We start from the raw sequence: 11,646 nt of genomic DNA on the forward strand, positions 1-11,646 counted from the left end.
GCTCGCAGGGGGGCGCCAGAACGGGGCGGGCCGGTCCGTGCGCCTGGATCAGGCGATAGGCGGCGATGACCCGTCGGAAGCGTTCAGCGTCGCCGCCGGCCTGGTCTGGCCGGGCGGCCTTCACGGCCGCGCGGAAGGCGGCCTTGAGGGAGGCGGCGTCGGTCGCGCCATGCAGGCCCAGGGTCGAGAGGGCCTCGCGGACGGCGGCGACGTCGGATCTGGAACGGGAAGCGCTCATTCGCCTACCGTTCGCGCCTTAGGGTCAACGCCGAGTTAACTGTGATTCGAATCTGGCCGGTTTGATTCCGATCATTTCCTCGCGCCCTGGGCGGGGCTAGACCATGGCCATGACCGTCCCTGTGATCCCGCCCAGCCCGTCGCGCGAGGAATACGCCCGCGACTATGCCGCCGCCCTCGCCGCCAACGGCGACGAGACCATTTTCGACCGGCCCGAGCCCATCGGCTTGTTTGTCGAATGGCTGACCGAGGCCCGGGCGCATGAAATCAATGATTCCAACGCCATGACCCTGTCGACCGTCGATGCGGACGGCCAGCCCGACGGGCGGGTGGTGCTGCTGAAAGACGTCGATGGGCGCGGCTTCACCTTCTATTCGAACCGCGAAAGCGCCAAGGGCGTCGAACTGGACGCCCGCCCGGTCGCCGCCCTGACCTTCCACTGGAAGTCGCTGCGCCGTCAGGTTCGGGTGCGAGGCCAGGTGGAGCCCGTGACGGCCGAGGAGGCCGACGCCTATTTCGCCAGCCGCGCCCGAGAAAGCCGGATCGGCGCCTGGGCCTCGGACCAGTCCCGGCCTCTGGACGCCCGCGAGACGCTGGAAGCCGCCGTCGCCCGCGAGACCGCCCGGTTCGAAGGCGAAGACGTGCCGCGGCCCGAACGCTGGAGCGGCTGGCGGGTCCTGCCCCGAACGGTCGAGTTCTGGCGCGACCGTCCGTTCCGCCTGCATGACCGGCTGCGTTTCACGCGCGACGGCGACGCCTGGACCCGCGAACGCCTCTGGCCCTGATAGAAGGTTGCGACCTCGGGATACGTAGGGCTTCGGCTGCGTTAAGACGGTCTCGCCACGGCCAAGGTTCTACATGCGTCTTCTGTCGCTTCTGTCTGCGTCGCTCCTTCTGGCGGCCTGCGCCATCCATCCCGGCAAGGTCGACCATGTAAGGTTCGCTCCAGACGCCCGATCCGTTCTGGCGACGACGGAGGCGGGAACGATGCGCGGCGTAGAAGGGGCGGGGGTGCGCGCCTTCCTCGGCGTTCCCTTCGCCCGACCGCCGGTCGGCGAACTCCGCTGGCGAGCGCCGCGACCGGTCCAGGCCTGGAACGGGGTGCGCGATGCGACCCGGATCGGGTCCGACTGCACCCAGGCCATTGGCCGCAAGGCGATCCTGGGCGGCGGGGGCGGGTTCGTGGTCGGGTCTGAGGACTGTCTCTATCTGAACATCTACACCCCGGCCGCAAAGGCGGCCGAGGCCCGGCCGGTGATGGTCTATATTCCCGGCGGCGCCTTCACCGTCGGCTCCGGCGCCAACTACGATCCGTCCAGGCTGGCGGCCGATCAGGGACGGGTCGTCGTCACGCTCAACTATCGGCTGGGCGCCCTGGGCTGGCTGGCCCACCCGCAGTTTCAGGCGGAAGGCGAAGGATTCGGCGGCAATTTCGGCCTGATGGATCAGCAGGCGGCGCTGCAATGGGTGCACCGAAACATCGCGGCCTTCGGCGGCGATCCGTCGGACGTCACCCTGTTCGCAGAAAGCGCGGGCGCCTGGTCGGCCTGCTATCTGATGGCCTCCCCGGCGTCGAAGGGCCTGTATCAAAGGGTCATCCTGCAGAGCGGCGGCTGCCTGGAGCCCTCGTCCCTTGTCAGCGCCGAGCAGGCGGCTGAATCAGGGCCGATGTTCGCCGAACGGCTCGGCTGCACGGGCGACGAGCAGATCGACTGCCTGAAGGCCCTGCCGGCCTGGCGGCTTTCTCGCGCGCCGTCGCTACGGGCGGGGATCAATGGGCCGGGGTCCTGGGGGCCAGTCCATACCGACGCGACCGTGCCGGAGAATCCCGCTGTAGCAATCCATGAGGGACGGTTCACGCGCGTGCCGGTCCTCGTCGGCACGAACCTGGACGAGGGGCGGCTGTTCGCCAACGAGGTCAAGGACATGGATCGCTATCAGAAGGAGACGATCTGGATGTATGGCGACTTCGGTCAGCGGGTGCTGGACCGCTATCCGGTCGGCCCGGACGGTCCCGCCTACGCCATCGCCGCCAACTTCACCGACCAGAGGTTCGCCTGTCCCTCCCAGGCCCTGCGTCGGCAGCTGTCTCGCCATGTGCCGGTCTGGGGCTATGAGTTCGCGGATCGGGGCGCGCCCTTCGTCCTGCCGGACCGGCTCGTGGGGCTGGACCTGGGCGCCTATCACGCCAGCGAGCTGGCCTATGTCTTTGGGACCAGCTGGGTCTTCACCGACGTCAAGCGGTTCACGCCGGAGCAGAAGGCCCTGTCCCAGCGGATGCAGGGCCTGTGGGCCGCGTTCGGTCGGGACGACTTCGAGGCGGACTGGCCCCGCATCGACGGCGCGGGGCCAGTGCGGGTGTTCGCACCTGAGGGCGACCGGCTGGATCAGACCTTCTTCGACCGCCACCATTGCGATTTCTGGGATGGCGGCCCCTTCGGCGCCGTCCACTAGGGGATCATGTGAAGCGGACCGTTACGCCCGGCTTGACCTTCGCCGCCAGGGTCGAGGCGTCCCAGTTTGTCAGCCGGACGCAGCCGTGCGAGGCGGTCTTGCCGATCAGATCCGGGTCGGGCGTGCCGTGTATGCCGTATCCGGGCTTGTCCAGGTCGATCCAGACCACGCCCACCGGATTGTTCGGCCCCGGCGCCACGACGACCCTCTCGTTCAGGTCGCCATAGCTGAGCTTGGACGGGTCATAGACATAGTCGGGATTTCGGGCGACGCCGTTGACCTTGACCGTCCCGCTGGGGGTCGGATTGTCGTTGCTGCCGATCGTGGCCGGATAATAGGCGAGAAGGTTTCCGTCGGCGTCAAAGGCCTTCACCGCCCCCTCGTCCTTGCTGACCTCAATCGTATCCACGTCGGCGGGCAGGGGTTTGTCGTTGACGGCGGGCACCAGCAGCTTCTGGCCTGCGCGGCTGAAGTCGGCGTTGGGGTTCATGGCCCGTAGCAGGTCTTGGGTTACGTGGAACCGTTCGGCCAAGGCTTCGACCACATTGGCGTAGCCCATCGACTCCGCTTCTCCCTGCGCCTTAAGCTCTGTGGGAACCGTGCCCATATAGGGCCCGGCGACATCCTGCTGCGTGATCTCGTAGGTCGTGGTCACGGGGCCCATGGCGCCGGCGCGCAGCCGCCCCATGACCTCGGCGTCCAGTTCGCCGTTGACCGTCATATTCTGCGCCTTCTGGAAGGCGGAGATGGCCTGGCGCATGTTCGATCCCGCCAGTCCGTCGATAGCGCCTGGCGAGAACCGCGCCCGCTCCAGCAGAACCTGAGCCCTTATCAAAGCCGGATCCGGCTGCGGCGAAGCCTGTGCCTCGTTTTGAGAGGCGTTCGGCTCGGGCGGGGAATAGGCGGTGTTCTCTATGGCGTCGCGTGACAGTGGGCGGGTGCGCCCCACGTCGGCGGAAGCCTGCGATTGTTCCGCGCGCTCCGTCTGTTTCGTGTTCGATGGATTGCAGGCAGCGAGGGTCAGCACGGCGAGGCTGGGGACCAGATAGGCGAAACGGCGACTCATAACGGAACTTTCAAACAGTAGGCTCAGACAGGCGATTTCAGTTCTCTTCGCCCGTGGCGGGGTCGGTCGCGGTCTCGCCGGAATTGCTGGAGCCTTCCGATCCCTTGGGTTCGGTGGCGGGGCGGGGCGGCTCGCCGTTCTCGTCCGGGCGCAGGTTTTCGTTCTCGACCTTGCGATTGTCGGGGCGGGCGTCGGTCATATGATCTCTCCAGGCGGAGCCTGTCCCCGCCATCAGGCAACGCGCGTGCGGCGGTGGGGCTCCCGTATTGGTCAAGGTCAATCGCCGTTCACCATCCCGGTGAACCGTACCGAAACGGGGCAGAGCCTAGGCTGGAAGCTGGAACGGCTCTTGCTCGCGCAAGACTAATGAGGATGCGCATGACCGAAACCCTGCAGGTCGAGATCATCAAGGCGGAGGCGATGGACGCTGCCGCGATCGCCCTGTGGCGCGACTGGACCGCGACCAATCCCGCCCTGTCCAGCCCCTATTTCCGTTGGGACTATACGGAGATCGCCGCCCGCGTCTGCCCCCGTGCAGCGGTGGCGGTGTTTCGGCGCGGGGACCGGATCGTCGGCTTCTTTCCCCACCAGAAACGCGGCGGGGCGGTGCAGCCGCTGGGCGCGCCGATGAACGATTATCATGGCGTGATCGCCGCCGAGGACGAGGTCGTGGCCCTCGAGGATGTGGCGCGTCTGCTCAAGGCGCGACGTCTGAACGTGCCGGGCTGGATCGGCGCGGCCGAGGCCGGACAGGCGCGCCAGACCGTGCAGGTCGCCATGCCGGAACCGGGATTCGACGTCTGGTACGCCGAGCGCCGGAAAAGCTTCGGCAAGTATTTCAAGGACAAGGAGCGGGCGCGCCGCAGCCTGGAGGCCGAACTGGGGCCGGTGCGGATCGAACGCGGTCTTCGTGACCCGGCCCTGCTGAACCATCTGATCGACCTGAAGGCGGCCCAGTACCGACGATCAGGCCTGCACGACATCTTCGCCTGCGGCTGGACCCGTGAGTTGCTGCACGCCCTGATGAGCGACCCCAGGGCCGATTTCGGCGCCTCGATGGCGGCCATGCACGCAGGCGACAAGCTGGTGGCGGTCGAGTTCTCGCTGCACGCCGGGCGTCACTATCATTTCTGGTTCCCGGTCTATGAGCCCAGCCTGGCGCGCTGTTCGCCTGGCATTCTGCTGAGCATGGACACGATGCGTCTGGCTTCCGCCGAAGGTTTCCGGGTTTTCGACTTCGGGTTCGAAGGCGAGAGCTACAAGAAGTATTTCGTCAACGCCCGGCAGACGGTGCGCGAGGCGGTGGTCATGCGGCCGGGCCTGACCCAGACACTGGGCGACGCGGCCGTCGGTCTGCTGAACCGGGGTGGTGGTCGAGGCGAGGCCTTGCGCGCATCGCTGCGCCGCCGTTGGTCCACCATCGAAGCCTGCGAAGCGTCTCCCGTCGGTCGTCTGCGCGGCGCGGCGGTCGCCGTCCGGTCGGCTGCGCAGAAGGCTGCGGCCAGGAAGAAGGGGCCGACGCGAGTCGCGCACGCCTAGGGTTTGATCATGACCGACCGCCGCACCCGTTATCCCGGCCCCATCGACGCGGCCAGGGATCATGCTCACACCCTGGTCGACCAGGGTTTCGCCGAGGACGCCGCGCTGGCGGCGGTTCTGGACCGCTATCCGGCCGAGCTGTTCGACATCAACCTGTATGATTACGACGACGAGGGTCAGGTGTCCTTGCGCACCGGGGCGCGCGGACGGCTGTCGGGCGAGGAACTGCTCGAGGCGATCAAACAGGGCCGGCTGTGGGTCAATCTGCGTGAGGTGGAGACGGGCTGGCCAGAGCTTTGGGACGCCGCGATGAAGGACTTCCGGGCGATCCAGGCGACCTATCCGGGGATGCGGGCGGTGCGCAACGCGGGCCAGTTGATCCTGTCCTCGCCCAAGGCGCGGGTGCCCTATCATTTCGACGCGGCGGGCGTGGTCCTGTTCCATCTGCGCGGTCGCAAGCGGCTGTTCGTCTATCCGGGCGATGAGGCGCATCTGCCGGAGCGGAACATGGAGCAGGTGGTGACGCGTCAGACAACCGAGGAACTGCCCTATGTCCTCGCCTTCGAGAACGACGCCCAGGTCATGGATCTGGAACCGGGCCGAGCGCTGACCTGGCCGCTTTACGCGCCGCACCGGGTCGAAAACCTGGACCGTTTCTGCGTCAGCCTGTCGATGGATTTCCAGACCTGGCCCTCGCGGTTCAGAAACGGCGCCCTGTTCACCAATGCGGTGATCCGCAGCCGGGGCGGTCGGCCGCGCCTGACTGACGCCATGGCGACGCCCGAACTGGCGGCGCGCTGGGCCGCGTCTCTCGCGCTGAAGCGGGCCGGGGCGATGAAGAGCCGGATCGCGACCTTCGAACGGGATTTCGAACCCGAGGTCGGCGTTGCGGACGGCGCCGGGATGCTGGGTCGGGCGCGTTAATTCGAGTTCATGACCTCGAGTTAAAATGACTCGCGGCGACGCGGCGCGCACCTTTCCCTCACATTCGGGAAAGGGAGCCCCATGAAATCCGCACTGATCGCCGCCGCCGCTGTCGCCGCCTTGACTGGAATGGCCGCGCCGGCTTCGGCCGCCGAGGTCGAGATCCGCAACGCCGTGGCCCGCGTGGTCGTCATCGTCGAGGACCGTCAGGACATCGGCGTCGAGATCACTCAGGGCCGGTCGCGACTGCCGGCGTTGCAGGTCCGGCGTAACGGGCGGGATGTCGAGATAGACGGCGGGCTGCGCCGCAGGGGGCTCTGGGGCGATAACGACGGCGTCCGCAACTGCAACAGCGGTCGCGGCGACGGGAGCCAGCCGGGGCAGGGCGCGACGGTCGAGGTGCGCGACTTAGGCCGCATTCGGCTGGAGGACGCGCCTCTGATTATCCTGCGCACGCCGCGCGACGTCGATGTCAGCGCCGGCGGCGCCGTGTTCGGGGCCGTGGGGCGTGGCGCGCGGTCGGTGGAGCTGGACAGCGGCGGCTGCGGCGCCTGGAATGTCGCCAATGTGGAGGGCGATCTCGAACTGGGCGTCGGGGGTTCAGGCTCGGTCCGCGCGGGGACGTCGCGTAGCCTGAAGGCCAATGTCGGCGGCTCGGGATCGATATCGGCGGGCGCCACCGGCGACCTGAACGTGGCTTTGGGCGGGTCGGGAAATGTGGTCGTCGCCAGGGCGAACGGCCACGGCGATCTTTCAATCGGCGGCTCGGGCGGCGTCACGGTTCGCGACGGCCGCATGGACAAGCTGTCGGTCGCCATCGGCGGCTCCGGCGACGTTCGCTATGGCGGGACCACGCGGGACCTCAGCGTGGCCATAGCCGGCTCGGGCGACGTCCGCGTCGGCGCCGCCACGGGCGCCGTGTCCCGCACCATCGTCGGATCCGGGACCTTGCAGATCGGGCGCTAAGACCCGTCTCTCGCCGCGAGAGGGAAGGCCCCCCGTCGTGGAACCCCGGGGGCCTTTTTCGTGTCCCGACGACAGGCGGAAAAAAGCCCCGGCGGATCGCTCCGCCGGGGCTCTGTTCATCCCGCGAGGGAGGCCTGTGCTTACAGGCCGCCCAAGGCGCTGACGATGGACGAGACGCCCAGACCGGCGCCGGCGCGGTCACGCGCTTGCAGACCGCCGCCGAAGCTGTAGCGAAGGCCCAGCGACCAGGTGTCCACATCGACCGTGTCGATGTCGGCGCGGGTGTAGGCGGCGCCGACCGAGAACGGGGTGTTCTCGATTTCGTACTCGGCGCCGACGCCGTAGGTCCAGGCGTCCAGGTCGCCGCCAGTGGCGTCGACGTTGTTGTAGCTGACGCCGGCGTTCAGGCGCAGGTTCGGCATGACGTAGAAGGCGGCGTCGCCGCCGACGGTCCAGATGTCGGCGTCGATGTCGTCGGCCGTCGTGTAAGCGACCTGACCGGTCAGGGTCGCCTTGGACAGGTACTTCTGGGCTTCGGCGCCGACGGTCCAGATCGGATCTTCGCCGGTGCCGATGCCGTTGGCGGCGACGAAGGCGCCGGCGCGAACGTCGGAGGTCCACATCTTGGTCAGGTGGGCGGCGGCGGCGCCGGTGGTGTCGTCTTCACCTTGGAACTCGGTCTGGTCGACCGCGCCGTTCAGGGTCACGGTCCAGTCCTTGACCGGCAGGGCGACCGTGCCGTCGAAAGTCCAGACGTCAGCGTCGACGTCGGCGGCGCCAGTGTCGAACGAGGGGTTGCTGTAGGTCACGCCGACCGAGCCGACGGCGTCTTGGGCGAAGGCCGGAGCGGCGAACAGGGCGGCGGCGGCCGAAGCGAGGAGGATCGTCTTCATTTTGTTTTTTCCTTAGCAGTCTCAACCCGGATGGGGGTCCGGGGAAGCGGATCGCTATCAGCCTGAGGACGAAGCTGAGCAATAAATCACCGTTACATAAATGTCTTGAAACTGTCGTGTGGCTTGCAGGTCACGCCTTGTGTTTTCAATGTGTCAGCAGCGGGCGTTTCTCGCGGCAAGAGGTTAATGGCGGTCAAAACCCATAATCATATAAGCATATCTTTATATGTATTGACGGCGGTGCGCGGGTGCTGTCATCTGTGACCGTCGTGGTCTCCACGCGGCCTTCGGGCCGTTTGGAGCTAAGAGGGAAGCCGGTGTGAAACCGGCGCTGCCCCCGCAACTGTAAGCGGCGAGTCGAGGGTCCATCTCGTGTCACTGGCGTTCGCGCCGGGAAGGCCGGATCCGAGGCGTCGACCCGTGAGCCAGGAGACCTGCCCCGACAGATAACGTCCTCCGGCGGGGTGTCCGGTCAGGCCGCATGCGCGCCGCCGGACCTCGAAAGTCCGCGTCGGCGTCCGCGCGATCCTGTCCGAAACCTGGCCACAACACAGGTTTCAAGACATGACCCGCCGCCCCGTCCAGGTCGCCACCCTCGGCTTTCCCCGCATCGGCCCCAGGAGAGAGCTGAAGACCGCGCTCGAAGCCTATTGGGCCTGCAAGAGCGACGCCGAGGCCCTTCTGTCCACCTCCGCCGAACTGCGCGCTCGGACCTGGGCGCGCCAGCGTGAGCTGGGGGCCGACATCGTGCCGTCGAACGACTTCTCTCTGTATGATCAGGTGCTGGATCTGACGGCCATGGTCGGCGCCGTGCCGCCCGCCTACGGCTGGAGCGGGGACCGGGTCGATCTGGCCACCTATTTCGCCATGGCGCGAGGCGACCGGGGCGAGGGCCAGGTCTGCGCCCATGGCCATGCCCAAGGTGGAGGCGAGGGCGTCCCAGCGATGGAGATGACCAAGTGGTTCGACACCAATTATCATTACCTCGCGCCCGAGTTTACGGCGGATCAGGTCTTCCGCCTGGGCTCGACCAAGGTTCTGGACGAATATCTGGAGGCGAGGGGGCAGGGGATCGACACGCGGCCGGTCCTGCTTGGGCCGATCAGCTATCTGCTGTCGGGCAAGACGCGCGGATCCGATTTCGATGTTCTGAGCCTGCTGCCCCGTCTCCTGCCGGTCTATGCCGAGGTGCTGCGGTCTTTGGCCCGCGCGGGGGCGACCTGGGTGCAAATGGACGAGCCGTGTCTGGTCACGGACCTGAACGACGAGGCCAAGGCCGCCTATGACCACGCCTATCGGGTGCTGACCGACGTCACGCCGCCGATCAGGCTGATGCTGACGACCTATTTCGGGGCGCTGGGCGACAATCTGGGCGTCGCGCTGAAGCTGCCGGTTCACGGGCTGCACATCGACCTGATCCGCGCCCCGGAACAACTGGCCGAGGTCGCGTCGGGTGCGCGGTCGGATCAGGTGCTGTCCTTGGGCGTCATCGATGGCCGAAATGTCTGGAAAGCCGATCTGAACGCAGTGCTGGACCGAGTGGAGCCTTTCGTAGCGTCGGGGCGCAAGGTGGTGCTGGCGCCGTCCTGTTCCCTGCTGCACACGCCGATTGATCTGGAGCGGGAGACGGCGCTGGAGCCCGAGATCAAGGATTGGCTGGCCTTCGCCGTGCAGAAGGTCGCCGAGTTGGCGACCCTGGCCCGGGCTCTCAATGAAGGTCGCGACGTCGTGAAGGCCGAACTGGACGCCTCCACCGCCTCGGTCGCCTCGCGCCGCACCTCGCCGCGCATCAATGATCCGAAGGTTCAGGTCCGCGCCGCCGATGCCGATGCGACGATCGCGAGCCGCAAGTCCAGTTTCGAAATCCGCCGCGCAGTTCAGCGCCGCCGGCTGAACCTGCCGGCCTATCCGACCACCACCATCGGCTCCTTCCCGCAGACGGCCGAGGTTCGAAAGGCCCGCTCCGACCACGGCAAGGGCGTCATCGACGACGCCGCCTACGCCGCCTTCCTGCGCCAGGAGACCGCCCGCACCGTCAAATGGCAGGAAGACCTGGGCCTCGACGTGCTGGTCCACGGCGAGTTCGAGCGCAACGACATGGTCCAGTATTTCGGTGAACAGCTGTCGGGTTTCGCCTTCACCAAGGCGGCCTGGGTCCAGTCCTACGGCTCACGCTGCGTGCGGCCGCCGATCATCTTCGGCGACGTGTCGCGACCCAGGCCGATGACGGTCGAGTGGTGGCGCTATGCCCAGTCCCTGACCGACCGACCGATGAAGGGAATGCTCACCGGCCCTGTCACCATCCTGAACTGGTCGTTCGTACGTGACGACCAGCCGCGGGAGGCCACTTGCCGCCAGATCGCCTTCGCCATCCGCGACGAGGTGACGGACCTTGAGGCCGCCGGCGCCGCCGTGATCCAGATCGACGAGGCGGCGCTGCGCGAGGGCCTGCCGCTGCGGCGGGCCGACTGGGCGACCTATCTGGACTGGGCGGTGGAGTGTTTCCGCATCACGGCTTCGGGCGTTCGCGACGAGACCCAGATCCACACCCACATGTGCTATTCGGAGTTCAACGACATCATCCAGTCCATCGGCGCGATGGACGCCGACGTGATCTCTATCGAGACCTCGCGGTCGAAAATGGAACTGCTCGACGCCTTCTCCGACTATCGCTATCCGGCAGAGATCGGGCCGGGCGTCTATGACATCCATTCGCCACGCGTGCCCTCGGTCGAGGAGATGTCGGCTTTGCTGACGGCGGCGGCGAGCAAACTTCCGGCCGACCGTCTGTGGGTGAACCCGGACTGCGGCCTGAAGACCCGCGGCTGGGCCGAGACCGAGGCGGCGCTTACGAATATGGTGTCGGCGGCCTACCGCGCTCGACAAGGGGCAGGGTGGTGAGGGGGCGGCGGGCGTTTTCATCGCCCCCTCCCGGCGCCCGTCGCGCGTCCGGAAACGGCCTTGCGAAATCCTGTCTCCGCCGTGGTTTCGCCGCTTGACGAAATCGGAATCAATCGTCATAAGCCTCCACTCTTGTTGGACCGGCTGTGCAGAGCAATCTGCAGACGCGGTTCGCAGGAACGACCTGAGACCCTGTTCTTTGCAGTGACCCAGGAGTTTAACGGCCTTCGCAGGCGACTGCGTGGGCCGATCGTTTTTGCGGATTTGCGTTTCCTGAGGGCCTCGTGCCCGAAGGCCTTCGGTCTTTGAAATGGTTCACAGGGACGCGGTCCTCCGACCGCATTGGAAGTTAGCACCGATATGGATCAAAGCATCCGCATCAGGCTCAAGGCCTTTGATCACCGCGTCCTCGATTTCTCGACGCGCGAGATCGTCAATACAGCCAAGCGCACCGGCGCGACCGTTCGCGGTCCGATTCCGCTGCCGACCCTGATCGAGAAGTTCACCGTGAACCGCTCGCCGCACGTCGATAAGAAGTCGCGTGAGCAGTTTGAAATCCGCACGCACAAGCGCGTGCTCGACATCGTCGACCCCACCCCGCAGACCGTGGACGCGCTCATGAAGCTCGACCTGTCCGCCGGCGTGGACGTCGAGATCAAGATTTAA

Annotated in this window: 10 protein-coding genes, 1 pseudogene and 1 riboswitch; of the genes and pseudogenes, 7 read left to right on the top strand and 4 right to left on the bottom strand. The window is 66.8% G+C overall.

The genetic code is table 11. The annotated features are described in order from the left end of the window. Positions 1-238: pseudogene (locus tag H2037_RS17080) on the bottom strand (J domain-containing protein); the annotation flags it as partial. 103 nt (positions 239-341) lie between these two features. On the opposite strand from H2037_RS17080, the gene pdxH reads away from it, so the two are divergent. Both pdxH and H2037_RS17090 read left to right on the top strand, forming a co-directional pair. Beyond that, the gene (pdxH, locus tag H2037_RS17085) at positions 342-1,022 is read left to right on the top strand and encodes a pyridoxamine 5'-phosphate oxidase (protein ID WP_292124333.1); all 681 of its coding nucleotides are present in this window, start codon (positions 342-344) and stop codon (positions 1,020-1,022) included. A 73-nt stretch (positions 1,023-1,095) separates the two neighbouring features. Beyond that, positions 1,096-2,691, top strand: coding sequence for a carboxylesterase family protein (locus H2037_RS17090; protein ID WP_292124334.1), 1,596 nt, complete (start codon positions 1,096-1,098; stop codon positions 2,689-2,691). 4 nt (positions 2,692-2,695) lie between these two features. On the opposite strand, the gene H2037_RS17095 is transcribed toward H2037_RS17090, so the two are convergent. Next, positions 2,696-3,757 carry a L,D-transpeptidase gene (locus tag H2037_RS17095; protein ID WP_292124336.1) on the bottom strand — a complete coding sequence of 354 codons (1,062 nt, stop codon included), beginning with the start codon at positions 3,755-3,757 and terminating at the stop codon, positions 2,696-2,698. A 37-nt stretch (positions 3,758-3,794) separates the two neighbouring features. Then, complete coding sequence (locus H2037_RS17100) at positions 3,795-3,956, bottom strand: hypothetical protein (RefSeq protein ID WP_292124338.1); 162 nt, start codon at positions 3,954-3,956, stop codon at positions 3,795-3,797. A gap of 179 nt (positions 3,957-4,135) precedes the next feature. Here H2037_RS17100 and H2037_RS17105 point away from each other — a divergent pair, with 179 nt between their 5' ends. From H2037_RS17105 to H2037_RS17115, 3 genes are all read left to right on the top strand, one after another. Next, positions 4,136-5,296 carry a GNAT family N-acetyltransferase gene (locus tag H2037_RS17105; RefSeq protein WP_292124340.1) on the top strand — a complete coding sequence of 387 codons (1,161 nt, stop codon included), beginning with the start codon at positions 4,136-4,138 and terminating at the stop codon, positions 5,294-5,296. Between the two features lie 9 nt (positions 5,297-5,305). After that, positions 5,306-6,220, top strand: coding sequence for a transcriptional regulator (locus H2037_RS17110; RefSeq protein WP_292124342.1), 915 nt, complete (start codon positions 5,306-5,308; stop codon positions 6,218-6,220). Positions 6,221-6,301: 81 nt separating this feature from the next. Continuing rightward, positions 6,302-7,186 carry a DUF2807 domain-containing protein gene (locus H2037_RS17115; RefSeq protein ID WP_292124344.1) on the top strand — a complete coding sequence of 295 codons (885 nt, stop codon included), beginning with the start codon at positions 6,302-6,304 and terminating at the stop codon, positions 7,184-7,186. Positions 7,187-7,326: 140 nt separating this feature from the next. Here H2037_RS17115 and H2037_RS17120 read toward each other — a convergent pair whose 3' ends face one another. Further along, positions 7,327-8,079 (bottom strand): porin, encoded by a 753-nt coding sequence (locus tag H2037_RS17120; RefSeq protein WP_292124346.1) that lies wholly within the window; start codon positions 8,077-8,079, stop codon positions 7,327-7,329. Between the two features lie 253 nt (positions 8,080-8,332). Continuing rightward, positions 8,333-8,536: riboswitch (cobalamin riboswitch) on the top strand. Between the two features lie 107 nt (positions 8,537-8,643). Here H2037_RS17120 and metE point away from each other — a divergent pair. Continuing rightward, positions 8,644-10,980 carry a 5-methyltetrahydropteroyltriglutamate--homocysteine S-methyltransferase gene (metE, locus tag H2037_RS17125; protein WP_292124348.1) on the top strand — a complete coding sequence of 779 codons (2,337 nt, stop codon included), beginning with the start codon at positions 8,644-8,646 and terminating at the stop codon, positions 10,978-10,980. A 360-nt stretch (positions 10,981-11,340) separates the two neighbouring features. Further along, positions 11,341-11,646, top strand: a complete 306-nt coding sequence (gene rpsJ / locus H2037_RS17130; protein WP_003164367.1) for a 30S ribosomal protein S10 — start codon at positions 11,341-11,343, stop codon at positions 11,644-11,646.

Source organism: Brevundimonas sp. (assembly GCF_013912065.1).
GTDB lineage: Bacteria > Pseudomonadota > Alphaproteobacteria > Caulobacterales > Caulobacteraceae > Brevundimonas.